At 65.3% G+C, this 24,464-nt stretch carries 28 protein-coding genes; 20 read left to right on the forward strand and 8 right to left on the reverse strand.

Going from position 1 to position 24,464, the window contains the following annotated elements; all coding sequences use genetic code 11:
- Positions 1–36: 36 nt before the first annotated feature.
- Genes AC3WLD_RS10140 through AC3WLD_RS10155 form a run of 4 tightly spaced genes read right to left on the reverse strand, consistent with a single transcriptional unit; the run spans position 37 to position 4,351 of the window.
- Positions 37–1,473, reverse strand: coding sequence for a T6SS phospholipase effector Tle1-like catalytic domain-containing protein (locus tag AC3WLD_RS10140; protein WP_492556841.1), 1,437 nt, complete (start codon positions 1,471–1,473; stop codon positions 37–39).
- A gap of 46 nt (positions 1,474–1,519) precedes the next feature.
- The gene (locus tag AC3WLD_RS10145; protein ID WP_492556842.1) at positions 1,520–2,662 is read right to left on the reverse strand and encodes an SAVED domain-containing protein; all 1,143 of its coding nucleotides are present in this window, start codon (positions 2,660–2,662) and stop codon (positions 1,520–1,522) included.
- On the reverse strand, positions 2,655–3,104 hold the full coding sequence (locus AC3WLD_RS10150; protein ID WP_492556843.1) for a type II CBASS E2 protein: 450 nt from the start codon (positions 3,102–3,104) through the stop codon (positions 2,655–2,657). The genes AC3WLD_RS10145 and AC3WLD_RS10150 overlap by 8 nt, the downstream gene beginning before the upstream one ends.
- A gap of 2 nt (positions 3,105–3,106) precedes the next feature.
- Positions 3,107–4,351 (reverse strand): nucleotidyltransferase domain-containing protein, encoded by a 1,245-nt coding sequence (locus tag AC3WLD_RS10155; protein WP_492556844.1) that lies wholly within the window; start codon positions 4,349–4,351, stop codon positions 3,107–3,109.
- A gap of 150 nt (positions 4,352–4,501) precedes the next feature.
- Between AC3WLD_RS10155 and AC3WLD_RS10160 the strand changes: the two genes are divergently transcribed.
- Entirely contained in the window at positions 4,502–5,557 is a 1,056-nt protein-coding gene (locus AC3WLD_RS10160) for a helix-turn-helix domain-containing protein (protein WP_492556845.1), read from the forward strand.
- Positions 5,558–5,573: 16 nt separating this feature from the next.
- On the forward strand, positions 5,574–6,056 hold the full coding sequence (locus tag AC3WLD_RS10165; protein WP_492556846.1) for a PIN domain-containing protein: 483 nt from the start codon (positions 5,574–5,576) through the stop codon (positions 6,054–6,056).
- A 59-nt stretch (positions 6,057–6,115) separates the two neighbouring features.
- Here AC3WLD_RS10165 and AC3WLD_RS10170 read toward each other — a convergent pair whose 3' ends face one another.
- Complete coding sequence (locus AC3WLD_RS10170; protein WP_492556847.1) at positions 6,116–6,358, reverse strand: hypothetical protein; 243 nt, start codon at positions 6,356–6,358, stop codon at positions 6,116–6,118.
- Between AC3WLD_RS10170 and AC3WLD_RS10175 the strand changes: the two genes are divergently transcribed.
- The 6 genes from AC3WLD_RS10175 (at position 6,357) to AC3WLD_RS10200 (ending at position 15,755) form a co-directional block, all read left to right on the forward strand.
- Positions 6,357–8,369 (forward strand): ParB/RepB/Spo0J family partition protein, encoded by a 2,013-nt coding sequence (locus tag AC3WLD_RS10175; RefSeq protein ID WP_492556848.1) that lies wholly within the window; start codon positions 6,357–6,359, stop codon positions 8,367–8,369. The genes AC3WLD_RS10170 and AC3WLD_RS10175 overlap by 2 nt on opposite strands.
- Positions 8,370–8,523: 154 nt before the next feature.
- Positions 8,524–9,273: an ArdC family protein gene (locus tag AC3WLD_RS10180; RefSeq protein WP_492556849.1), complete on the forward strand. Its 750-nt coding sequence runs from the start codon at positions 8,524–8,526 to the stop codon at positions 9,271–9,273.
- A 155-nt stretch (positions 9,274–9,428) separates the two neighbouring features.
- Positions 9,429–10,778: a tyrosine-type recombinase/integrase gene (locus AC3WLD_RS10185; RefSeq protein WP_492556850.1), complete on the forward strand. Its 1,350-nt coding sequence runs from the start codon at positions 9,429–9,431 to the stop codon at positions 10,776–10,778.
- On the forward strand, positions 10,775–12,562 hold the full coding sequence (locus AC3WLD_RS10190; protein ID WP_492556851.1) for a hypothetical protein: 1,788 nt from the start codon (positions 10,775–10,777) through the stop codon (positions 12,560–12,562). Before AC3WLD_RS10185 ends, AC3WLD_RS10190 begins: the two co-directional genes overlap by 4 nt.
- Positions 12,559–14,721, forward strand: a complete 2,163-nt coding sequence (locus tag AC3WLD_RS10195) for an integrase (RefSeq protein WP_492556852.1) — start codon at positions 12,559–12,561, stop codon at positions 14,719–14,721. The genes AC3WLD_RS10190 and AC3WLD_RS10195 overlap by 4 nt, the downstream gene beginning before the upstream one ends.
- Positions 14,722–14,891: 170 nt before the next feature.
- Positions 14,892–15,755 carry an ArdC family protein gene (locus AC3WLD_RS10200; protein ID WP_492556853.1) on the forward strand — a complete coding sequence of 288 codons (864 nt, stop codon included), beginning with the start codon at positions 14,892–14,894 and terminating at the stop codon, positions 15,753–15,755.
- Between the two features lie 3 nt (positions 15,756–15,758).
- Here the strand turns inward: AC3WLD_RS10200 and AC3WLD_RS10205 are convergent, their stop codons facing one another.
- On the reverse strand, positions 15,759–16,175 hold the full coding sequence (locus AC3WLD_RS10205) for a MerR family transcriptional regulator (protein ID WP_016744720.1): 417 nt from the start codon (positions 16,173–16,175) through the stop codon (positions 15,759–15,761).
- Between the two features lie 74 nt (positions 16,176–16,249).
- Between AC3WLD_RS10205 and AC3WLD_RS10210 the strand changes: the two genes are divergently transcribed.
- From AC3WLD_RS10210 to AC3WLD_RS10260, 11 genes are all read left to right on the forward strand, one after another.
- A complete protein-coding gene (locus AC3WLD_RS10210; protein WP_021224336.1) occupies positions 16,250–16,609 on the forward strand; it encodes a hypothetical protein in 360 nt (119 codons plus the stop codon).
- Complete coding sequence (locus AC3WLD_RS10215; protein WP_021224337.1) at positions 16,602–16,826, forward strand: GDCCVxC domain-containing (seleno)protein; 225 nt, start codon at positions 16,602–16,604, stop codon at positions 16,824–16,826. Before AC3WLD_RS10210 ends, AC3WLD_RS10215 begins: the two co-directional genes overlap by 8 nt.
- 12 nt (positions 16,827–16,838) lie before the next feature.
- Positions 16,839–17,618, forward strand: coding sequence for an organomercurial lyase (locus AC3WLD_RS10220; protein ID WP_021224338.1), 780 nt, complete (start codon positions 16,839–16,841; stop codon positions 17,616–17,618).
- On the forward strand, positions 17,600–18,949 hold the full coding sequence (locus AC3WLD_RS10225; RefSeq protein WP_016744716.1) for a dihydrolipoyl dehydrogenase family protein: 1,350 nt from the start codon (positions 17,600–17,602) through the stop codon (positions 18,947–18,949). The genes AC3WLD_RS10220 and AC3WLD_RS10225 overlap by 19 nt, the downstream gene beginning before the upstream one ends.
- Positions 18,950–19,279: 330 nt before the next feature.
- The gene (locus AC3WLD_RS10230; protein WP_492556854.1) at positions 19,280–19,564 is read left to right on the forward strand and encodes a zincin-like metallopeptidase domain-containing protein; all 285 of its coding nucleotides are present in this window, start codon (positions 19,280–19,282) and stop codon (positions 19,562–19,564) included.
- 11 nt (positions 19,565–19,575) lie between these two features.
- On the forward strand, positions 19,576–19,998 hold the full coding sequence (locus tag AC3WLD_RS10235) for a hypothetical protein (protein ID WP_492556855.1): 423 nt from the start codon (positions 19,576–19,578) through the stop codon (positions 19,996–19,998).
- 305 nt (positions 19,999–20,303) lie between these two features.
- Positions 20,304–21,257, forward strand: a complete 954-nt coding sequence (locus AC3WLD_RS10240; protein WP_492556856.1) for a DUF2493 domain-containing protein — start codon at positions 20,304–20,306, stop codon at positions 21,255–21,257.
- Between the two features lie 123 nt (positions 21,258–21,380).
- Entirely contained in the window at positions 21,381–21,542 is a 162-nt protein-coding gene (locus AC3WLD_RS10245; RefSeq protein WP_492556857.1) for a hypothetical protein, read from the forward strand.
- Positions 21,496–21,843 carry a DUF6878 family protein gene (locus tag AC3WLD_RS10250; protein ID WP_492556858.1) on the forward strand — a complete coding sequence of 116 codons (348 nt, stop codon included), beginning with the start codon at positions 21,496–21,498 and terminating at the stop codon, positions 21,841–21,843. The genes AC3WLD_RS10245 and AC3WLD_RS10250 overlap by 47 nt, the downstream gene beginning before the upstream one ends.
- Positions 21,844–21,853: 10 nt before the next feature.
- Positions 21,854–22,282, forward strand: coding sequence for a DUF6915 family protein (locus tag AC3WLD_RS10255; protein WP_492556859.1), 429 nt, complete (start codon positions 21,854–21,856; stop codon positions 22,280–22,282).
- Positions 22,283–22,581: 299 nt separating this feature from the next.
- A complete protein-coding gene (locus tag AC3WLD_RS10260; protein ID WP_492556860.1) occupies positions 22,582–22,971 on the forward strand; it encodes a single-stranded DNA-binding protein in 390 nt (129 codons plus the stop codon).
- Positions 22,972–23,087: 116 nt separating this feature from the next.
- Here the strand turns inward: AC3WLD_RS10260 and AC3WLD_RS10265 are convergent, their stop codons facing one another.
- Positions 23,088–23,318, reverse strand: a complete 231-nt coding sequence (locus AC3WLD_RS10265; RefSeq protein ID WP_492556861.1) for a DUF6437 family protein — start codon at positions 23,316–23,318, stop codon at positions 23,088–23,090.
- Positions 23,319–23,635: 317 nt separating this feature from the next.
- On the opposite strand from AC3WLD_RS10265, the gene AC3WLD_RS10270 reads away from it, so the two are divergent.
- Positions 23,636–23,872, forward strand: coding sequence for a hypothetical protein (locus AC3WLD_RS10270; protein ID WP_492556862.1), 237 nt, complete (start codon positions 23,636–23,638; stop codon positions 23,870–23,872).
- Between the two features lie 101 nt (positions 23,873–23,973).
- On the opposite strand, the gene AC3WLD_RS10275 is transcribed toward AC3WLD_RS10270, so the two are convergent.
- Positions 23,974–24,168, reverse strand: a complete 195-nt coding sequence (locus AC3WLD_RS10275; protein ID WP_492556863.1) for a dsRNA-binding motif domain-containing protein — start codon at positions 24,166–24,168, stop codon at positions 23,974–23,976.
- Positions 24,169–24,464 lie beyond the last annotated feature (296 nt).

Raw genomic sequence — 24,464 nt, forward strand, 5'->3', positions numbered from 1 at the left:
TGCTCCATGGCGCCAAATTCTTCGGTCTTGGTATCGCTACTGATAGAGGTGGCGGAATCGTTCGTGGTTTTGCAATGCCTCCGGTCGATACGGGCCTTCGCCGCCTTGCCTCGGCACGCTTTCGAGCCCGAACCTCTCCTCAACGGAAGGGTGCAGCGTTGCCGCCGCAATCGGATCGCGCAATTTTGCTTTCCACGTTAGGCGCCGGGTGAAGCGCCGAAGAACGGCGGGCGTACGCTGCATTATCGTGTCGACCATACCTGCGATCTCATCGTGCTGAACTCCGGCTGCCGACGGAAATATTCTGAGGCGGCCGTCGTCGATGATCAGCGGGTCGGGGACCGACCGCGCTTCATCGACCATCCATTGCAATGCGATATCCGACAGGCGCGATTCAGCTTCGGGGTAGCTTCCACCGATGTCGGAATGATTGCCCGCAAACCACAACTGAACGAAGGGCTTGGCCTCACCAGCGATCTCGGGCCTCCGCTCAACGCCTTTCCCCGGCCCCCACGGCAGCCGCGGAAAGTCGGCGCGGTTCTCATCGATCGCGATGGCGTGCCGGGCGTAGCGGACGGCTCGGCCGAGTAGTCGATCGAAATATTTGCCGCTCCATTGCGCGATATGAATGCTTGGGGATCGGCGTCCCTCAAGAGGGGGCCACATCACTTTCAGCGAGGTGCGCAGATAAGCCCAGAGCGCATAGATCCCGATCAGACCGGTCGCCATAAGGAACGACGTAGCCCACTCAATCCCGAGTGCCCAATGAAGGGCGATGGCTGTGGCTGCTCCGGCGACTGCGATCAGAAGCGCCAGCGCGACCGCAAGCACCAGGCGAAGTGGTCCTTTTGCTCCAAGTGAGGCCACAGTGTCGAAGACGCCGACAAAATAGGGAGCGACATTCGCCTCGCCGTCAACGTCGGACCCATACTCCACGCGAAACCGGCGACCAAGTTCTTCGCGCTCCTCATCGAATTTATCCCGATCGTGGCCGGCGCCATGCTCGGCAACGCGAATGACGGCGCGCTCTGCAATCTCTCGCACGCCGAGGCGAAACCTCGGCAGTTCGCCCTCGGGCGATTTCGTCGGGACACCGCAAAGTCTGATCACGTTGGCGACGCTGCGGGCGGTATATGCCCCGCGACTGAAGCCGAACAGCCAGATTCGGTCGCCCGGCCGATAGTGGTTGATGATGAATTCGTAGCAATCGGCGATATTGGTGGTGATGCCCCGCCCCGTCACCGAAGACAGGAGTTTGGCGAACCAACGCCGGACCGAGGTCAGTCCCGAGGCTCCAGCGTCGGTGCCGAGGCCTGGATCATAAAAGGCGACCTGTTCGTTCGGATCGATCGCGCTGTCGGGACCGGGCCGCGTGGCCCGGTACATTTTGAAGATATTGCTCATCCGTTGTTCGGGGCGGACACCGCCGTCCTGGCCTGTGCCATCGGAGTAGATCACGATATTCTTGGGCACCGGCACATTCCTTCCGTCTTATTCTGGTGGCCGTCCAAGAGGCGCATCACGCCAATCCCGGCTGACCGATCTTGAGGGCATAGACGAAGCCCTTATCCCTCTGCTGGTCATAGATTCTAAGTTCGGGATCGGCCTTGGGCATCCACACTCTGCCGGTTTCAACGGCGAGAGATGCCGGCAAGGCCGGGAACACATGAATGGGCACCCCATCGCCATGCCGGGCCTTGATCGCATCGAACAGCCGGCGCAATGCGGCGCGATAGCCGGCTTGATCCTCAGGGCTGCGAACAATGTCGTTATGGGGTGCATCCGCGCATAGGCTCCAGATCGCGGCATCGTGACCGACGGCACGCTCGATCCGATCATCGGTGATCGTCGCGCTAACGCCTAGCTTTAGCGCGACACAACCGCTGCGCCCTCCTTCGGGCTCCGCCGTCTGATAGCGCACGGGAGCGCTGTCGCGCTGCCAGGTCCAGGTTGAAGGCTCGCGGTGTCGCTGATGAACGACCGCCGGCACGATGTCGCAGAGCAGCCGACCAAGTTCGACGAGGAGTGGCTGCGGCGCCAGCGCGAACACGCTGAGATGCCGAATGTCCTGACGCTCGATCCTACCTCCGACCCTTGTTGCGAAATTGCGCTGGAGGTTGGCCTGCTGCATGGCCCAGAAAGCTGGGTCGCCGTCCGTGAAGGCGTGGCCTGTCATCTCAAGGTCGATCGTCTGCGCGCTCGCCGGATGGTGATCGGGCGGCATAGCGGCGAAAATGGCGCGGGTCGAAACCAGAGCCTCGTTCGCGCCGATGCGGGCGCCGAACCGCAGCGCATGCGACGCCCGATCCTTGTCGATACCGGCAAGCAGCGCGACGCGTGCCTCATGCTCGGCCTTCATCTCAACGAGCAAGGCCTCAGAATGATCTGCGAGACCGTCGACATCTATCAGCTTGTGATGGACCGCGCACATCAACATAAGATTGTCGAGGCTCTTGGCAAGCAGGGGCGATCGGACCAGATCGCCGCGCGGTCCCTCGGCGCTGTCAGCGACGATGTGCGCGATGAAACCGAACAGTGCGTCCTCATTGCCCGAGATGAGGTCGCCAACGAGGTCGTGATTGCAGCCGCGGTACTGACAGCGCCCCGCTGCGCGTGCCCAGAGCGCGGATTGAACCTTCTGCGGGACTTTGGTCTTAGCCACGAGCCGCCTCCACATGGCGGCCGCTCGCCGTCCACTTGCCAGTGGCGCGCCAGCCTTCATAGGCGGCCAGCCATTCGATGGTCCAAGGCACCGTTGTCTCGGCTAGAAGTTCGGCGGGCGACCAGTCGCCCGCTTCCGGGTCGAGAAGACAGAGCGTTACTTCGCCGTCCGGCCCGTAATAAACGTGCGGCAACCGGCCTTCGTGGTCACCGGGTCGGGGTCGGAGCGGAGGCGTCAGGACCGAGACGCGCGGCTGCAAGCGGCGCGCATCGAGATTTTCGATGAGCAGCGGCGCGCGGTACAAAATGCGGATACGGTAAGTCTGAAGGAGCGGGCGAACCGGGCCTTCCCAGGCAGCTGCATACGGATCGCGCGCAACCAGCGTAAATGCGGGCCACACTGCCCGCATCGCCTCGATCTGCGCATCAATGCCGTGGATCATCGTCAGCGCCGTTCGCCCATATTCGTATGGGCGCGTGCCGCCACCGGCGCGAGCGCGCTGGCCCCGGTGATGATGGCGGGTGCCGCCGGCGTGAATAGACCGCCGGAGCGCGTATAGCCATGCTGGCGCGCCTTCACTTGTTGACCGAGGCGCTTGTTGAAGATGTCGATTGAGCGCGTCACAACGCGTTGGCCGAACTGATCGCGAAGCCATTCCTGCAAATCCTCAAGCTGCACGCCGCGCTCGCGAGCGGACTGAAGGCCGTCGGCCAGACTATGCAGCGCGCGGGAATAATGTCGTTGCTGCGACTGGTTTTCGGGCCAGCGATCGGTGAAGCGCTCTTCGACAAACTCGGGATTGGCAACGTCGAGCAGCTTGTTCTGACTCATCGCCTGATCGATTGCCCGCGCAGTCCAGCGCGCCTGGCGCATCACCATGTCGGCAAGCCCCATGCCCGGCATCGCAGCGTGTCCCGCATGGCAGGACAGCACGACCGAAGGCGGCATCCGGCCCGCTTCATCGGCGTAGAGGATGTTGCGATGACGCTTAATGAGCTGGAGCGCGACGGTGGTCACGCTCTTGATCAGAAGCGGCGTCTGTTCGGGCACCTCCTCCACTTCGGCGGCGTCAAAGGTAAAGCCATGCTTGGCATAGAGTTCGTGATTGAGCGCAAGGGCGAAGCGCTCCTCGATCGGCGTCCTGTCATTGTACCAGGTGCAAAAGCCGTAAGCGTTCATCGGTATATAACGGTGCTCTTGCGGCCAGCCCTTCTTGGCGTGCGCAATGACGCCTTCTTTTTCCTTAGGGGCGAGCCGCCGTGACGGCGTCACGTCAAGGTGCATCCCGTCCGCGAAATAGAGCGTGATGCAGCGGGTCTTGCGTTCGATCCGCGAGACCGGATAGCCCTTTAGTGCGGCTTCCAGAAGGTCCAACAGCCCCTCCGGTCCTTCGCTGCCGCCGATGATCTCCACAACGGCGTCGAGGTCATATTCGTCGTCGGTGCCGCGCGTCGAAATCGTCGCGTCGATGGCCATCGACCCTTGCGGGTAGAAGCTCGATACCCGTCCTTCGAGCGGGCTACCGGGACGCTCGATGTGCCGGCAAACCGCCCCGTAGCGGTTGACCGCGATGGCGTGGAGGCCCGGCGGGAGCTGTAGATTGACGGCGATCACAGCGAGGATTGCGTCGAGCGGATCGCCGAACGGATCATGCGGCCTGCCGTCTCCGCGAAACATATTTGAGGCCATCGTGAAACTCCGGTTTACAATTTTGCGTTATGCTGCCATCGCAAACACGCATCTGGGGCTTCCGTTGGGGTGTTTCAAGGACTAGTGGTTTACAAAATATCCAAAATATAGATTTTTTGTAAACCGAGGAAAGCGAAAGGTAGCCATGCCATGATCGGCACGAGACTGAAGCTCGCCCGCGCATCCGCAGGATTGTCGCTGCGAGAACTCGCCGAGCGCATGGGCAATGTCGTCAGTGCGCAGGCGATCGGAAAGTATGAGCGGAACGAGGATATGCCGGGCTCGCGTGCGCTGATGGCGCTCGCGACCGCACTTGGCGTCAGCGAGTCCTATCTGCTCAGCGATGAGGAACTGACGCTAGAAGGCGTCGATTTCCGAAAAAAGCGCACCGCCAAGGAAGAGGCGACGATCGAGGCGCAGACGCTACAGCTGCTCGAGCGCTATCTTGCGATCGAGGACCTGCTTGGCCTCAAGAGCGTCGAATGGGAGCAGCCGCGCAGCGCGCCCTATCCACTGCACGACGTTCGCGATGCTGAAGATGCGGCCCGCTCTGTGCGCGATGAATGGGGGTTGGGCCATGATCCGGTGCCCAAGCTTGCGGAACTGCTCGAGGAGCGCGGCATCAAGGTGCTCTCGGTCGATCTCGAAGACATCGATGGTCTCGCTGCGCGAGTCATGCGCAAGGGGCGTGACGCGGCGCGCGTCATCGTCGTGCGCAAAGACATCTGGTCCGAGCGCAAGCGCTTCACGCTCGCGCATGAACTCGGCCATATGGTGATGATGCCTGCGGCAGGTGTCGACGATGAAAGCGCCGCCAACCGTTTTGCAGGCGCTTTCCTGATGCCGGCTGATGTCGTGCGTGCCGAGGTTGGCGTACAACGCTCGGCGATCAGCATCGGCGAGCTCGTGGCGATCAAGGAGCGGTTCGGTGTCAGTGTCCAGGCGATCGCATATCGCTGTCTTGACCTTGGAATCATCGATAAAAAGGCCTTCTCCTTCCTGTTCAAAGAGTTCACGAAGCGCGGATGGCGCAAGAAGCCTTTCGAAGAACCGGCGTGTATCCCATCCGAATATGAGGAGCCCAAGCGTTTCGAGCGTCTCTGCTACCGGGCGCTCGCGGAGGGCGTGATCGGCGAGAGCCGCGCGGCAGAGATGCTGGGGATTACTTTGCAGGCACTCGATCTGCGTCTGGCAGAGGCGGTTTGAACGCGTGCCGTTTCTCGTGTCGGATACCTCGGTCATCATCGATCTTGATCGCGGCGATCTCCTGGAAGCTGCATTCAAGCTCGATGACAGTCTGGTGGTCCCTGATCTTCTGTTCGAGCGCGAACTCGACGCCGAATTTGGTCAGCGGTTGCGCTCGCTCGGCGTCGTCATCGAATCCCTGGAGGGCAGCGAAGTCCGACGTGCGGCACAGCTAGGCCGTGCCGATCGACGGCTATCTGTGGCGGACACATTCGCCTTTGCCTTGGCACAGGGGCGCAAATGGACGCTTCTGACGGGCGACGGCGTACTTCGTTCAGTTGCCGAGGCAGAGGGAGTGGCCGTGCATGGTGTCCTATGGATCATCGACCGCATCGAGGCCGCAGATGTCTACGATGCCACGACATTACAAGAGTGCTTGACGAAAACCGTATCGCCTCCGCGGTGCCGTTTACCCCGCCGCGAAGTTGAGCTTCGTCTAAGGCGCTATGCAAGCCGGTGAATGCTGGGGAGGTCCCGAGTATCGGCCCTGACACCTGCGAAAGGGCAGTCATGAAAGCTTCATTGAAGCAATCCACTTAGAAGAGATTCTGCCGAACCATGCAAATGGTGGCGACGGTCGCTTACTTCCATTTCGCGCAACACCTGACTTTCGGCATTGTCCGACACCAAGGTCATGCCCCGAGTTGAAAGCGACATATGCTGCTCATGCGCACAAATAGAGGGGAGGGGGCTTTGCCCTGATTGAGCCAGTTGGGCGTCGGTGGTCGATGCTCTGAGCTCGCAATCAGGAGTATGTGCCATGATCAAGACGATCCCACTGAACAAGCTCGTTCCCTCGCCGCGAAATGTCCGCCGCCATTATGACAGGGCAGCCGACGCTGAGCTCAAAGCCAGCATTGCCGCGCGCGGCTTGCTGCAAAATCTCATCGTTCGCCCCGGTTCCAAGGGCAAGTTCGAGGTCGAGGCCGGTGAGCGCCGCCGCAAGGCGATGCTGGCTCTGGCGGACGACAAGGTCCTGCCCAAGGACCATCAGGTGACCTGCCTGGTACTCGAAGACACGGCCGAAGGCGCCATCGAGACCAGCCTGGCCGAGAACTTCCATCGCCTCGCGATGAACCCGGCCGACGAAGCGAAGGCATTCGCCGCGCTGATCGAGGCAGGTGCCTCGGCCGAGGAGGTCGCGCGCCGCTTCGGGCTCACGGTCCGGTTCATCGAAGGCCGCCTGCGCCTTGCGACACTTGCGCCTGTCGTTTTCGAGTCGCTGGCTTCCGGCAAAATCACGCTTGACCTCGCCAAGGCCTATGGCGCGACCTCGGACCAGCAGATCCAGGCCCGGGTCTTCGAGCAGGTCTCGACGGGCTACTATGCTCCGAACCCGGACTCGATCCGCCGCATGGTGCTTTCGGGCACGGTCCGGGGCAGCGACCCGCGCGCCCGGCTCGTTGGGCGGCAAGCCTATCTTGCCGCCGGCGGCCTGATCGAGCGTGAACTGTTCGACGATGAAGACAGCGAAGCCTGGGCCGATGTCGCGCTGCTTGAAACCCTCGCTGCGGCGAAGATGGAGGAGCAGGCCAAGGACATCGCTGCCGAGCAGGGCCTCGCCTGGGTCAAGCCCACACTCGACCCCTACGCCAGCCACGACCTCGTCGAGGGCCTGGTACGGCTCCCCGCCGAACCGGCGCCGCTCACCGAGGCGGAGCTCGCCCGGCTCGACGAACTCGACACGTCCTACGATGAGCACGCCGCGATCCTCGAAGACGAGGACAGCGCCGATGAAGCCGTTGTTGCGGCGGAAGCGGCCATCGAAGCGATCGAACGGGAATGCCAGGATATCCGCGCCCGTCCGCCCGTGATCGCGCCCGAACTCAAGGCCGAGGCGGGGATGATCCTTGTGTTGTCGCGCGACGGGACGCCGGTGCTCCAGCCGGTGTTCTACGGCGAACGGCAGGTCGATCCCGGGAGCGATGACGACATGGTCGAGATCGTCACGGGCGAGGGCGCCGAGGGCAATCGTCGCGCGGCCCTGTCAAAGCGCCTCGTCGACGAACTTGCGATGCAGCGCCGCGATGTCCTCGCACTCCATGTCGCTTCCGATCCCGGCCTTGCGCTTGACCTGATGGTCTTCACGCTCGCCGATGCCGATACGCTCGATTACCGCGCGCGCTCGGCAACGACCTTGCGAGGCGGCGCGCCTGCGGGGCCGATCATGGGGTTCGAGGCCAAGGATGCCGCGGCCAGTGCCTCGCTCGCCGAATTCAAGTCGGGGCTCGACGAGAACTGGCGTGCGGGTGAGACCGTTTCGGAGCGGTTCGACCGGTTCCGGACGCTTTCCGATGAAGCCCGGGCCGCCTGGCTCGGACATGTCGTTGGACGCACGCTCGAAGCGAGCCTGAACATGGCGGGCGAGCGCAACATCGCGTTTCACGAGCATCTCGGCTGCCTCATCGGCATCGACATGGCTGCCTGGTGGCGCCCGACCGCAGCGAACTACTTCGACCGTGTGTCGAAGGCTGTGATCCTCGACGCGCTGGCTGCGGTCGGCGGTCCGGACCTGTCGAGCCGGTTCGCCTCGGTCAAAAAAGGCGATCTCGCGATGAGCGCCGAGCGTGTCTTCGCCGGGACCTACATCACCGAGGTCGAGGTGCGCGAACGCGCGCTGGCCTGGGTGCCCGAGGTCATGCGCTTTGCGGGCTCGAGCACCGTCGAGGTCGAGAGGGACGAACCGCAGACCCCCGAACCCCCAGACAACACTGTCGCGGGCGTTGAAGGCGCAAACGACGACAATCAGACCCCCCGCGAGCAGGCTGCCTGACCTCCTCCTGACAGGCAGACTACTCGTCCCCCTGAAGCGGTCCCTTGGCACTCACCAAGGGGCCGCTTCTTTTTTGGAAAGAGAGCGGAGAAGGCGTCGGGGCGATTGGACCTGACTGGCGAATGTGCCGGCAGGCCGGATCAGGAGACCCGACATGGCCTATCGCAAGCCTACTGGCAGCACGCTGTCGCCCGCCGCCCGCATCACCCAGGAGATCATTGCCCGGCTTGAGGCTGGAACGAAGCCGTGGGTTCAGCCGTGGCGCGGCGTCCCGGTTTCGCGACCCCTGCGGGCCTGCGGCATTCCTTATCGCGGCATGAATGTATTCTGGCTGTGGATGGTCGCCGACATGTGCGGCTACGCCTCACCTTACTGGATGACCTATAACCAGGCGAAGGCCTTAGGCGCTCAGGTCCGCAAGGGCGAGAAGTCAACGATCGCCATCTTCTACAAGAGCTACACCAAGGAGGTGGAAGCCCCCGATACCGGTGAAAAGACCGACGAAGTCCGCCGCGTGCTGAAGGCCTATCCGGTTTTCAATGCCGACCAGGTGGACGGTCTGCCCGAGCGCTACCATCCCGCCGCCACGCTCGAACTGGTCGAGCCTGAGGGGCGCGAGGCCGAACTCGACGCCTTCTTCGCCGCGATCCCCGTCAATCTGCGCCACCAGGGCAATGAAGCCTACTATGAGCCGACTGCTGATCGCGTGACCATGCCTCCCGCGAGCCTGTTCGCGGGATTCGATCACTATTATGCGACGCTTGCCCACGAGCTTTCGCACTGGACCGGGCATCCCAGTCGGCTTGCCCGCGATCTCAAGAACCGGTTCGGCACGGCGGCCTATGCCGCCGAGGAACTTGTGGCCTTATCTGGACAGTCTGCGCCGTCCGCAACATTGCAGTAAGGTCGGCGATGGACGCCCACGGTAGGCAGTTATCAGGCTGGCCGTAGCGCTGACCCAAGAGCTGGCGGAGGCCAGCCTGATTGCTGCCGGGCCACAGGCGCAACGGTGCGAGGTCAGCTTCCGGGTGGGGGGTCCGGGGGGAGGGCTTCGCGCCGGTGTCGATCATTGCTGTTTGCGAGCGGCGCGAGGCCAAGGGCCTCGATGCGCATGTGCCGCTGATCCTGCGCGACGACGCGCTGTATGATGCCGATCTTGATCGCTTCTTTCTCGATCTGCCGCTGTCGGGGGTCCGCTCGCGGCACTCGCTTCGCGCCTACGCCTATGATGTCGTAGTCTGGCTTCGTTTTCTCGATGCCTGCGGCAAGACCGTGTGGGCTGCAACCCGCGACGATGTCGACGCCTATCATCGTGAGCGACGCCGCGACGATGCCGATCACCGGATCACGGCGGCAAGCTGGAACCGCGCCGTCGCCAGCCTCGATCGCCTTTACCGCTGGGCCGAGTATCAAGGGTTGATCGCCGACGCGCCGTTCAGCCGTCGCGCCGTCTGGCGACCGGCGCAAGGCGGCCGTCGCGGCATGATCGCGGCGCGCAACGACGCTTATGAACGTGTCGCCAGGCGATCGGATGTGCGGTTTGTCACGATGGACGACTACCGCATCTTCCGCGAGGTCGGCCTGCGCGGGCTCACCCCTGACGGCACCGAGCGCCCCGGCGCTCGCGATCGCAACGGGCTGCGCAACGCGTTGTTCGCCGATCTTCTCGTCACCACCGGCTTGCGCCTCGAAGAGGCGTCGGGCCTGCTCACCGCCGAGCTCGCGGCGATCGATCGCGCCGACGGCGACGCCCAACAACTTTGGCTGCCTCTCCCGCCGCCGCTCACCAAGGGCGACCGGGGACGCAGCGTTCTGCTCCCGCGCCGGCTGCTTCGTCAGATCGCCGCCTATGTCGCCCTCGAGCGCTCGGCGGGCGTGGTCAAGTTCGCCGCGCGCGATGGCGCGGCCAGCTTCGAGCGACCGATCCCTGTCACCCGCGCCGGTCTCGACCGCATGCGCGATGTCTGCACTCCGGAGGAACGATGTCGCCTGATCCTGTACGACGAGGATGGACCGCCCCGCGAGCCGGCGGCGCTGTGGCTGACCGAGGTCGGGCAGCCTGTCCGCCCCAACTCGTGGGAGGTGATCTTCACCCGCGCCTGCAAGCGGTGCGAGGAGAACGGCTTCCCGCTGTCGATCAGCCCGCACCAGCTTCGCCATACATTCGCGGTCCATATGCTCGCCTTGCTGATCCAGCAGCGGCTGCGCGAAGCCGCATTGCCGGCGGGGCCGGTGGAGAGCTATCGGCTGATCCTCGGCGACCCGCTGCAACAGTTGCAACGCCTGCTCGGCCACGCGAGCCTCACCACCACCTATATCTACCTCGACCATATCGCGACCCGCGCCGATACGGTGGACACGGCCGTCGAGGAGCTGCTGGCGTTGCTGCCGGGGCCGCAGGGCGTATGAGCGGCCGTCCCCGCAAGGGCCGGCCTGTCGCCTTCGCGCCGATCACGCCGGAGCCACAGAAGCCCGATCCCGTGTTCGGCCTCAAGTTCACCATCGAGGCGCGGCATGGCGGGACGGTCCTGGTCGATATGGCCGCACTCGATCCTCGCCCGCTCGCTATCGCCTTCGCCGGCGCGCTGCGTCGGTCAGCGGCGCTCAGCGGCCCCATCGGTGCGGCCACCGTCATTAAGCAGTATGTAAATGCCTACCGTCGGTTCTTCGCCTGGCTTGGCGATGAAGCGCTGAACGTGGCTGGCGTCGGCGACCTGCGCGCAGTCCATATCGATGGGTTCACCTCCGCGCTCGAACAGCGCGGGATGGGCGCGATCCACCGGCACATAACGGTCGGCAAGATCATCAACACGTTGCGCGCGATCGAGGCAGACCGGCCCGATCGGATCGCGCCCGACCTGCATGAGCGGCTGCGCTACACGCTGGCCACATCGGCGGGCCGCTCGACCCCGCGCGATGCTTATAGCCCCTTCGTCGCCCGCGCGTTGCGCGACGCCGCGAGGAGCGATGTCGAAGCGATGTTCCGCCGTCTCGGCGCCGATGATCGGACCGATGAGGGCGACCCGGTCACCGCCAGGGCGCGCGCCGATGTCGAAGCGATCATCGCGCGGCAGGGTTTTATCGTTGCAGACCAGGCCGCGCTGAAGAGCCTCTATTTCATGCGCATGCGACGCGGATTGCCGATCAGCACGCTGATCGACGACCTGCATCGCCGGCATCATCTGCACGTCAGCGATCTCCCGTCGCTGCTCGTGCTGCTTTCGCTCGATACCGGCCTGGAGCCCGAGTGCCTGAAGGCGCTGACGGTCGATTGCCTGGCCAACCCGTCCGCCGGCACCGTCGAGCTGCGCTACCTGAAGCGGCGCGCCCGCGCTGCCGAGTACAAGAGCATGCGCGTCCGCGACGGCGGCATCGGCACGCCGGGGGGCCTTATCCGCCGGCTGATCGAGGTCACGGCGGTTGCCCGCCAGCATCTGGCTACCGATTGCCTGTGGGTCTACCACAGCGCCGGCGGCCTCCACGCCGGCATTCGTCATCCGCGCGAACGCCTCGACGCCTGGGTGGATCGGCACCGGATTGTCGACGACGACGGCAAGCCGCTCTATCTTCTGCTTGCCCGGCTTCGCAAGACCCACAAGGCGCTGTGGTACACCAAGACCGAGGGGCATATGACGCGCTTCGCGGTGGGCCACTCGCGCGAGGTTGCGGCGCGCCACTATGCCGATCTGCCGTCGCTTCGGCCCCTGCACGAGGAGGCCGTCGCTGACGCCTTTCGTGAAGCGGTCGCCGCCGCGATGCCGACCGTGCTGCCACCCGCCGCCGAGCAGGCGCTGCGCGAAGCGCCCGAACAGGCCGAGCCGCTGATGCCGCCCGATGCCGTGGGTCCGTTGCTCGACGGCGAACAGGATGTCTGGCTTGCCGCCTGCGCTGGCTTCCACAACAGTCCCTTCGCCGAGGCTGGATCACCCTGCGCGCAGCCCTTCTGGGGCTGCCTTGATTGTCCCAACGCCGTCATAACCGTGCGCAAGCTCCCCGCGATCCTCGCTTTCCTCGCATTCGTCGAAGAGCAGCGGCTGAGCCTGCCCGCGACCGACTGGGCGGCCAAGTTCGGCCGCGTCCATGCCCGCATCACCGCCCAGGTCCTGCCGGCCTTCTCCGATGCCGTCATCGCCGATGCGCGCCGACAGATGGAGGGCGAACGGCTTTATCTGCCGCCGGAGGCACGCACATGACCATGCCAGCCAATGCCCAGGCACCCGCCTTCGACGATCGCGCCGTGCTGGCGAGCGCGCCGCTCAAGGCCGGTCACGCCCGCGAAGATCTGTCGCGCGTCGGCGACCCGAGCTGGGATCTCGGTCCCGCCGTATTCCGCGAGAATGCCCGGCGCTGCCACGTCACCGTGCATTTTGACGTGCTCGAACATGCCGATGTGCAGGCGGCGATGCGCGCCTATCTCTACGCCCGCCTCAACGCCGACCTCCCCGGCTATCGAACGAAGTTACCGCCCGCCTGTATCCGCCAGGCATTCAACCGTGCCCGCCGGTTCTTCGCGTTCGCGCGCGAGCAGCTTGGGCGGCTCGACCTTGGCCGCATCGATCAGCCATTGGTCGATGCTTATGCGCGCCACCTGCGGGATGATCCGGCACGGCGCCCCGTCATCGTCGGCCAGCTCTTGCAGGTGGTCACCGATCTCTACCATCTCCGGGATCACCTGCCTGGAGGCGGTCTCGGATTCGAGCCCTGGGCCGGGCGAGCGGCTGCGCGCGTCGCCGGATATCGGCATGTGCGCGAGAACCGCACGCCACGCATGCCGGAGGCGATTGTCACGCCGCTGCTGGCCTGGTCGTTGCGCTATATCACGACCTTCGCGACCGATATTCTGGCGGCTCGGGTCGCGCTCGGTCGGCTCGATGCGCGCCGCGCCCGGCTGCTCGCCGCCGAACGCGGACTGCCCGACGCAGAGCGCCGCCTGCGGCAGCGCTCGCGCCTCGATCGCTATCTCGCTCGGCGTGCCCGGCAAGGACGCGGCGTGCCGATCTGGACGACGGCACACAACGGCGCCACCCGCATCGATCCCCATACCGGGGAAGCGACCCCACCGATCAACGCCCATCTCCTCCATTTGCATGCCGGCATCGATGCTGTCGCCGAGCCGGCCATGCATTTCATGCTCACGACCGGCGCGCTGGCTGTCGTTCGCGAAGCGGTTGCATCGCTCGGGACCGAGGTCGGCGGCATGGACACGCCGATCTCGATCGATCCCGAGAGCGGTCGGCCATGGCGTGCCCGCTTCGACGTGAAGACCCTGGCGCTCGAGGAGCGTATGCTGCAGGCGGCGGCCTATGTCGTGTGCGCCTATCTCACCGGTATGCGCGATTGCGAGGTGCAGGCGATGCGGCGCGGGTGCCTCTCGATCGCGCGTAGCGAGGATGGCCTGATCGAGCGGCATCGCATCCGATCGACTCTCTACAAAGGCAGATCGAGCATCGGTGAGTCGGCGAGCTGGGTGACGATCGAGCCGGTCGCAGACGCGATTGCGGTGCTCGAACGCCTGTCGGCAGGACCGGCACATGTCAGCGGTAGCGATACGCTCTGGCCGGTGCTGCGCTCCAGCGCCGTTACCAAGACCCATCTGTCGAGCGAGGTGGTCCGCCAGCTCAACGCCTTCCGCGACCACCTCAACGCCGCCTTCGGCAACCCCGATGTGCCGGTCATCCCTCCCGGCCCGGATGGCAAGCCGTGGCGCATCACGACGCGGCAGTTCCGGCGCACGATCGCGTGGCACATCGCCAACCGTCCGTTCGGCACTATCGCCGGCATGATCCAGTACAAGCACGCCTCGGTCGCCGCTTTCGAGGGCTATGCCGGGACCAGCGCGTCGGGGTTTCGCGCCGAGGTCGAGACACAGCGCCGGCTCGGCCAGATCGACGATCTGCTGGACTATTTCGACCGGCGGCAGGGCGGCGCATCGCTTGGCGGTCCGGCGGGACCGCGCATCGCGCGGACGCTCGACGATGCCGCCGTCACGCTCGGGCCATTGTCCGCCATGATTGCCGATCGCGCCCGTCTGCGCGTCATGCTCGCCAGCGTCGCGCGCACCCTCCATGTCGGCCCGCTCGCGGATTGCTTCTTCGATCCCGCGACCGCGCTCTGCCTCAAGCGCGTGACGACCCCCGATCCCGCGCAGCCGCTCACCACCTTGTGCGAGCCAACCCGTTGCCCCAACGCCTGCATCACCGCTCGCCACAGGCCGGCTTGGGAGCGCGCGGCAGCCGATGCCAGGGCGCATTTACGCGAACGGCGCATCTCCGATCTCCAGCGTCAGGCGCTCCAGCGCGAGCTGGATCGTCTGACCGCGGTGATTGCCGGGATCGATCCTCCCGCGCCGTAGACCACCCCGGCTGTTGGCGGAAGGCCTGCGCCGGTCGGCGCGCCCGCGCAACGGCTGCGCCGTCCTCCGCTGCGCTGCGGCCCTGACGGGTGCGCGCGCCCCCCTGTGCCCGACGCGAACCGGCCTCCGCCGCCGGGGATGGTCCCCGGCGCGAGAACGGAGAACAGATCATGTCAGCCTCACCACGTGTCGACGTCTACGCTCGCATCACGCAAGCGATCGTCGACGCCATCGAAGCCGGCACCGGCACCTGGCGCATGCCGTGGCATCATTCCGGCGCCGACGTCACCCGCCCGACCAACGTCGCCAGCGGCAAGCCCTATCGTGGCATCAACACGGTCTCGCTCTGGGCGGCCGCCTATGGCAGCGGCTACGCGAGCGGGGTCTGGGGCACCTATCGCCAGTGGCAGGCACTCGGCGCGCAGGTCCGCAAGGGCGAGCACGCCAGCCTCGGCGTTCTCTGGAAGGAGTTTCGCGCGAACGGCGACGATGCCGGCGATGATGACGACCACCGACGGCTTTTCGCCAAGGCGTTCAGCCTGTTCAACGCCGATCAGGTCGATGGCTATGCGCCCGAACCGGGGCCGGTCCTGCCCGAGAGCGAACGCCTCGCCGCCGCCGAAGCCTTCATCGCCGCGCTCGGTATTGATACCGTCTACGGCTCGACCAGCGCCTATTATCACATCGTCGAAGACCGCATCCACATGCCGGATTTCTGCGCCTTCCACGACGCCCACGGCTTCTACGCCACCCATATTCACGAGGCAGCTCATGCCAGTGGCGCAGCCCATCGGCTCGACCGGGATTTCAGCGCCAAGTGGACCAGGCACGCGCTCGCGATGGAGGAAGCGACCGCCGAGCTGACCGCGTCGTTCCTGCTCGCCGATCTCGGGATCGCGCACGAACCGCGACCCGATCACGCGGCCTACATCGCCTCCTGGCTGCAACTGCTCAAGGACGAGCCCCGGGCGATCTTCACCGCGGCGAGCAAGGCGCAGGCCGCGGCCGACTGGATGCACACCCGACAGCCGTAATGCTCACGCGACCCGCACTTCGGCGCCAAGTGTGTCGAGCAGCGGACAGCCCGGATCCCGACCGGCATCGCAGGCGCGCACCGAGTCGGCCAGAACCCGTTCCATCCGCTTGAGGTCCGCGATCCGCGCGCGTACGTCCTTCAGGTGCGACGCCGCGAGCTCGCGCACCTCGGCGCAGGAGGCCTGACCGCCAACCGCGAGTCCGAGCAAGGCGCGTACCTCGTCCAGGGTAAAGCCCAGCTCCCTCGCGCGGCGCACGAAGCCCAGGCGAGCCACGTCCTCCCGGCCATAGCTGCGGTAGCGGCCCCGCCGCGGCGGAGCGGGCAGCAGCCCGATCCGCTCGTAATAGCGGATCGTCTCGATGTTGCATCCGGTGCGGCGTGAGAGTTCGCCGATCTGGATCGCGCCGGTTGCGGCCATCCCCAAAATACCTCTTGAGTCTGTAGTCGCTACAGATGTTAGGACAGCTCAATGCCCGCCACAAGGAGTCGCCCGTGACCCAGACGCCAAGCCCGCCTAAGGGGATCGGCACCGCCACGCTCACGCTGGCGGGGATCGCTGCGGCGTTCGGCGTCGCCGCCTGCTGTGCGCTGCCGATCCTCTTCGCATCCGCCGGGATCGGCGCAGCTTGGCTCGGCGGCGTCGCCATTGTCGCCGCGCCGTATCGCACGCCGCTTCTCCTCATTGGCGCATTGTGCCTGCTTGCCGGCGCGGCGCTGCTGTTGCGCCAGCAAGTTACGGCGGCGCGCTGTGGGCCGGGCGGCATATGCACGCCGCGCTGGATGCGTGTTCTCACGCTCATCGGATTGCTGCTCGGTGCGGCCCTGCTCTGGGCAGGCTATCGCTATGTCTGATGCCACCCCCGAGCTGCGCTCGACGCTGACCTGTCCCCACTGCGGTCATCGGGCGACGGAGACCATGCCGACCAATGCCTGCCAGTATTTCTACGACTGCCGGGGTTGCGGCGCGGTCCTCAAGCCCAAGCCGGGCGATTGCTGCGTCTATTGCTCCTACGGCGACGTGCCCTGTCCGCCGATCCAGGAGAGCGGCGGCAAGGCGTGCTGCGGCTGAGGAGGGCGGGCGATGGCGCGCGCATCATCCGCTGAAGCCGCCTTTGGATCGACGGTTACATTTCCCGGCGGTGCCGTTGTCCCGGACTGGAGCGCAGTCACAACACCCAGCGCCCGCGCAGCCCTGACGGCACTGTTCGCGGCGTTCATCGGTTCGAAGTGGCGCGGGATGGACGGCGTCGAGGAGCGGGTCCGGCGCGCCGTGCTTCAAGCCTATGCTGCCGATGGTCGCTCGCCGGTGCCGGCACAGATCGCCGCCGCATCGGGACTCCCCTCCGGCGAGGTCGGCTCGGCCCTGCAGCGGCTCGCCGGGCGCGATCTCGTGGTCCTCGACGGCGCGGGCCGGGTGACCGGCGCCTATCCGTTCACCGACGGCCCCAGCGAACATCAAGTCGAAGTCAGCGGAGTGACCATGAGCGCCATGTGCGCCATCGACGCGTTGGGGATCGGCGCCATGCTGGAGCGGGACTGCATGATCCGCTCGGCCTGCCGCCAGTGCCGGCGCACGCTCGCCATCCATACCCCCAGCCGCGGCCGCGAGCTGGAAGAGGTTGAGCCGGGCGCGATCGTCGTCTGGTCCGGCCGTCGCTATGCCAGTGGCTGCGCGGCATCGTCGCTCTGCACCTTGCAGGCCTTCTTCTGCGATGACGATCATCTGGCGGCCTGGTGCGCGAGCGGTCCGGTCGGAGCCGATGACGGCATTCGTCTGTGCCTGGCCGAAGCGCTCGAGGTTGGGCGCGCGATTTTTGCGCCGATGCGGATGGAGATGCGACCATGGCTTCCTACGACCTGATCGTCATCGGCAGTGGCACGGCAGCGCAGGTCGCGGTCGGCCGGGTCCGTGCCGCTGGATGGTCCGTCGCCGTCATCGATCACCGTCCGTTCGGCGGCACCTGTGCGCTGCGTGGCTGCGATCCCAAGAGGATGCTGGTCAGCGGCGAGGAAGCGATCGACGCGGCAAGGCGCATGGCCAGACATGGCGTCGACGGCACGCTGGCGATCGACTGGCCCGACCTGATGGCGTTCAAGCGGACCTTCACCGATCCGATCCCCGCCAAGCAGGCGCACCGCTACGCCGAGCTCGGTGTCGACGCATTACACGGTGTTGCTCGCTTTGCCGGCCCAGACACGATCGTGGTGGAAGGCCGGACATTGCGGGCCCGCCATATCCTGATCGCCAGCGGCGCGCGTCCAGTCCCGCTCGGCATTCCGGGCGAAGATCTGGTGAGCACAAGCGATGCGTTCCTGGAGCTTCAGGCCCTGCCGCGCCGGATCGTGCTGATCGGCGGCGGCTATGTCGCTGCGGAGTTCTCGCATCTGGCGGCCCGAGCGGGCGCAGAGGTCACCATCCTACAGCGGGCCGAGCGGCTCCTGCCGCACTTCGATCCCGACCTGGTGGGCTGGCTGACGCCCCGGTTCGAGGCGCTCGGCATCCGCGTCGAGACCGGTGCCACCGTTACCCGGGTCGAGCGCAGCGGGAGCGGTCTGCTGGTCCACGCCGAGCGCCAGGGCGAGCCTGATCTCAGCGTCGCCGCCGATCTCGTCGTTCATGCCGCCGGGCGCGGTCCTGACCTCAAGGCGCTCGACCTGTCCGCCGGCGAGGTGGCCGTGCAGGACGGGCGCCTGCAGCTCGACGCGCATCTGCGGAGCATTTCCAACCCGCGGGTCTATGCCGCCGGCGACGCTGCCGGAGTCGGGCCGCGGCTGACGCCGGTGTCCAGCCACGATGCCAAGGTAGTTGCCGCCAACCTCCTGGATGGCCCGACGCACCAGCCGGACTATCGCGGCGTGCCGAGCGTGGCCTTCACTCTGCCGCCGATCGCCGCCGTCGGACTGTCAGAGGAGGCGGCGCGCCGCGGCGGCGTCGCGCTCCGGGTCAACGCAGCCTCGACGCCAGACTGGTTCACCGCCCGCCGCCTCGCCGAGCCGGTCTACGGCCATAAGCTGCTGATCGACGAGGACACGGACCTCATCCTCGGCGCGCATCTCGTGGGGCCGAACGCCGACGAGGTAATCAACGTTTTCGGTCTGGCAATCCGCCACGGCCTCACCGCGGCCGATCTTCGCTCCACCATGTTCGCCTATCCGACCGGCGCCTCCGACGTCGGCTACATGCTGACTTAACGCACGAGCGCCACTGCCATGGCGGCCGATCCCTCGCGCGATCGGCCGCTTCGCGATGCATGTCGATGCGGGCTGTCGCCCGCCATTAAGCGGACGCCGCTTGCGCGGCGGCTCCGATTTTTTGGCCTCTCCCTCGATGCGGGAGTGGTCGGCGCTCCCTGCTAGGCCCGCCGCGGCGCGCTGCAAGCCTCGGCTTCGCCGGGCTGCTCCATTTCATTTCGCCCCTGCGGGTGCAGCCCGCCGCTTCAGCAGGCCTCTCCGGTCGCTCTCGCCGCCCACCCCCGCCTCGGGGGAGGCCATGGGGCTTTTGGGCAGTGCTGGAGGCAACCGATGGTTTTCACCTTCCAACCGCCATTTTGGGCTGGACTGTCAGGATATATCGCCGAGCTTTCGAGCGCGATGCTCGGGGCCGAACTTGGTCTGCCGGTGGCGCATCTCGACAGCCACGCGAGCTATATCGAGCACTGGCTCAAGCTCCTGAAGGATGACGACCGCGCCATCCTGACCGCTGCGGCCAAGGCCGAGGAAGCCTCGAGCCTGCTGTTGCGGCTTGGCGGACGGATCACTGCCAACGACAGCGATGATGTGGCTAGCGACGCCGCGCTGGCTGCCTGAAGGAGGACAACATGGGTCGATCGGTCAGCTATCCCAGTGGCGCAATCGTCGCATTCACAGTGCTCGACGTCGGGTGCGACGGCGACTGGGAGTTCGAGTACGAATGGCTATGCGATGACCTGCGTATGCGCGCGGCCCGGGCATTTCCATCACTTTGCGCGCATGACGGCTGGCGCAGCCGCGAGGATCGTATCCTCATGCGCAATGCTTACGCCGACTTCGGCGTCTCGGTCTATGGCGGCCTCGCAGCGGTCTGGATCGCAGAGCGCGACGACGGGAGCTATTGGGACGCCGATTGGCGCACCGCCCGTTCATACCGGGCACAGCGCTGGCTGCAGCAGATCGCCCCGCGCTTCGATGCGTTGTTCGGCGACTATGATTACCTTGGGCACATGTCCAACGGCGAAGGCGTGTATCGCAAACGCGCAGCATGATCTGGCATAGGCGCGGCTGCATATGACTCTTCGCCTGTGACCTCCTGAACGGCACGATGCCCGGCGCTCCCCATGGCTTGCGTCACGAGCGAGAGAGGCCCTGGGCCAGCCGGCGGCGTCCGCAACCCGGCTTCGGCAGGCCCGTGTTGCCCTGGCCCTTCGGACCATGCCTGCCCGCGCCAGCCTTCCGAAGCGGGTTTCCCCTGCGGGTGCGGAGCACCGCCTCAAGCTGGCCCTGACGGGCTCTCGCTGGCGCAGCCATGTCGGGCGGCGTCAGCCTCACGCCAGTCAGGAGGACTTGTTCCATGCAAACGTCATTCGCAGACCAGCTTGCCGGTTTCGATCTCGCCGGATTTTCGATTGGTCCAGCACCCGTTTCGAGTAGCGATTTCCCATCATCGGACGCCGTCGTCCAGACGCTTGAAGCGGTCTGGTCCGATCTGTTCGCGATGGTTTCGGGCACAGCTCTCGAGGCCGATGCCGAGGATCTCGGCTGGGCCTTCGTCAACATCTTCCATCGTTCCGCGACTCGCAAATCCACGGCCGTCGACCATGCCACCGATGAGGTGAGGGCGCTCATCGCCACCGCTGATGGATCCGAGATCCACACCCACGAACTCGAAACGCAGGTCGAGCGTGCGCAATGTGCGGAGGGCGCGATGCTGGCTCTGGAAGAAATGCGCGAGGTCGCTGCCGCTCTGTATCTCAACGAGTTCGGCTCCTCCTGGAAGCCGGTTTCCAGTTCGCGCTTCAATCACGGTGCGATGCTCACCTCCGCGCTCGTCGAAGGCCGCGACTTCCTGCGTGCCCGCGCCGAGGCCAAGCGCCGCGCGGCCATGCCCGAAGGAACGCCGGTCGTGTTCGCCGGTGGGCGCACCCGCCATGCCACCGAGGACGAAGCCCTGACCTTCGGCAACAATGTCTGGGCAACCCTCGACAAGGTCCGCGACCGAGTTCCCGACATGGTGCTGATCCACGGCGGCGACACCAAGGGCGTCGACCGCCTGGCATCGAGCTGGGCCGAGCGCCGCAATATCCCCCAGGTGACCTTCTCGCTCGACATGCGGCTGGGCGCCCGTGCCGGCTTCAAGCGCAACGAACGGATGCTCTCGCTCGATCCGCGCTACGTCATCGCCTTTCCGGGCAATGGCGTTCTGGAGCGCCTGGTCATCGAGGCCAAGGCTCGGCGCATCACCGTTGTCGATCGCCGTGGTCCTCTCGGCACCAGCCCCAAGAGCCCGTCGGCCGGCAAGGGCTGAGGCCGATTGGCCTTCGCGCCAGCGCTGTCCGGCGCTGGCGTCGACGAGGCAGAGGAAAGGCACGCTTCTTGCCCTGTGGAGCCAGCGAATGACGTTCGGCTCCTTCTCACAGGAGGCAAACCCATGATCGATTTCGAGGCCGTGATGGCCGACTTCGCTGTTCGCCAGGCCGAGCGGCAGACCCAGGTTGGTGAGGAAATCCAGCAGCTCAAGGCGGCCGTGATTCCGCTCCTGCAAAGTGGCAGGAATTGCCCGCGTCGAGGTCCGCTTCGACGGTTGCGGTGACAGCGGCGCCGTCGAGGAATGCGTCTGCTTCGACGCTGCGGGCCGGGCAGTTGCGTGCCCTGAAGGAACCGTCGAACCCGCCGGAACCACCGAGCCTAATAATGGCAATGATCGCGGTCCCCAGACCCTCGGAGAGGCTCTTGAGCAGCTCGCCTATCTCGCGCTCGAGCGCCACCATCCCGGTTGGGAAATCAATGACGGCGCATGCGGTGAACTCGTCATCGACGTGACCGAGGAGACCTTCGTGCTTGATTGCAGTCTGCGCTTCACCGCCACCGACGATCATTCGACCGAGCTCTAGGAGACTTGGCATGGCACATTGCTACTACCATGCCCTCTCGTCGGTCCGGAAATGGGGCGGCACAGTCGACGACTATCTGCCGCTGCATCAATGGTTCGATCAGTCCAAGGCTATTGTTGCGGACCCCCGACACCGTGCGCTTCGGCACCACGCCGAGGGGATCTTCATGCTCGAAACCCTCTTCGGCGAGACCCTCGTCAATGCCGACGGCCGGATCGTTCCGGTGCGTCTGGTTGGCGAGCAGCACGTGCGCGAAGACCTGGGCGCGATCCCGTCCTTTGCCGATTGGGCGCGCCTCATCACTCGGCAGGCCTGGATGCTGCGCGGGCACCGTCTGGACGAGGTTGAAGGGGTGACGATCGACATACCTGGCACCGGCGGTCCTGTTCCGTCTGGCCCTTTGCCTCCTGCAGGCAGGACAACCCGTACTGAGATCTGAGACGGCTCCGCCCGGCGTAGGGAGGGGCAGTTCATCTAGCCAACGGCCACGTGAATGAGGGCAGGGCACGCCTGTTCAAGGCATCCAGCTCCACCCGGACCTAAGCAAACCTGTCCCTGAATCACCCCTCGTCGAGACGCGCAACCCGGATCAGGTCCGGCCGAGTTGCCGGGCTTTGCCCGGCTGCCCGCACCACCCGAACCAGTTCCGGGTTCCCCTTCGGTGCGCTTCGCCGCGGGGCGCTTCTGCTCGGGTTTGCAGCCGGGATGGACCCGGAATGCTCGATCAGGAGAAAACCCATGACCAATCTCGTTATCCTCGTTGGCCGCATCGCTCGCGACCCCGAAACCCGCACCACCCAGGGCGGCACCAACATCACCTCGATCTCCGTCGTGACCGACCGGCCCGCCCGCAAGGATGGCAAGACCTACAAGGACGAGAACGGCTACACTGCCAAGGACAGCGAATTCCACCGCGTCACCTGCTTCAATGGTCTCGGCCAGAACGTCGCCAAGTATTGCACCAAGGGCCAGTTGGTGACGATCGAAGGGCGCATCCACTACACCCAGTGGGAGGATCAGAGCGGCGCCAAGCGCTACGGCTGCGAGATCATCGCCGACAAGGTCGACTTCCTCACGAAGTGCCGCTCGGGCAGTAACGAAGGTGCGCCCGATATCGACGAGGACTGAATGTCCTGCCCCAACGACGAGGCCCCGGTGGCGCAAGCCATCGGGGCCTTTTCTTTTGCTTGAGGGCGTTGGCGGCGGCGCGGTGCATCGAGCCCGCGCGCCGCCGCCTGATGCCGTCACTTCACCGTGAGACGCTTCATTGCTTCTTCGGTTCCGAGCGTCATTGCTGCGCGGACGATCTGCCGGAGCTGGGCCGGTTCGATTGTCTCACCGCCGCATTCGATGAGCAGCCTGCCGAGTTCGGCTGCTGCTTCCTCGCGAAGCCGGGCTTCCTCGGTGTCGAGTTGTGCCCGTTGTTCACGCAGTTTCTTGAGTGCATCGCGGGCACTCCGTTTGGACCTGGCCATCAGTGTTCCTTTCACTGGCCGTGGGTCCCCTCCGCCGCCGACAATGTCAGTCGTCCGCGCTGTAGGAAATCGGTTTCTGCGCTGATCGTGCGCCTGGGCGGAGGGGTTGGAGAGGTCTCTCTCGCAGAAGTCCGATCGTGATGTGGGCTTTGGGGCCGCGTCAAGGACGACGGGGCCCCACCATTTTTCCGGGCAAGCCCGAAAAAATCGTGACCCCCATCGCCGCTTCGCGGCCGCGTTCCGCGGTCCCTGACCCGGCCCGTCACCCACATCCTTCGATCTCCTGATGCGAAGCATCGAAACTCAGGAGGTTTGACATGTACGCTTCATTGAACATCGCACAGGGTGGTTTCCAGGCCGATCAGGCAGCCTATGTTGCAGCACTGGATCAGGCCCATGCCCGGTCCTTTCACAGCTACTTCACCCAGTACGTTCTGACCGATGACGAGGTCGGCTACATCACGGTCGATGAAGGGGATTACGGCGCACTGCCGAAGCGCATGCTGGACCGGGTCATCGACACCGTGCCCGGCAAGCTCAACGATGAATTCTGATCCGACAAATGAGGAGGAAGTCCGCCCAGGGCTTCCTCCTTTCTTTTTGCTCGGCTCCCTTTGCGCTGTCCGTGCGTACTGGTCAGGTCGAATTTGCAGCGTCAATCGCCGCCGTCGAGAGTGTCGAATTGTTCAAGACGCTCCGGCATGTCGAGCACCTTCATCGCAGCGGCCGAGATCGCTTCTGCACGGGTGGGGAACGCTTCCGCCGAGCTGATCGAGACACCGTTGGAGTAGGTCACGGTCGCCTGGAAGCCGTTACCCTTGGGCGTCGCGCTCAACGTCACCTCTGTCATTTCCTGCGCTCCTGTTCGGGGCAATGCAGCAACCGATCATAGGCCCAAGGGGTACATTTTGCCATGCCGGTCCCACGCAGTGAGCGCCTGGCTTCGTTCTTACCCGCCGATGGTGCGGTACCTCAAAATCTCCATGCCGTTTCAGGATCGATACCTGGATTGTAACCTCGAAGCTGGGGACTATGGGCACACCCTACGCGACGGGTCGCATGAAATAGTGTAAAAAAACCAATGTGATGGGAGGAGAAATGGCTATGGGCAGGATCTAAGTCAATTTGACCGGAGGGATGCCGGGA

It is taken from the genome of Novosphingobium sp. FW305-C-111, assembly GCF_058783565.1.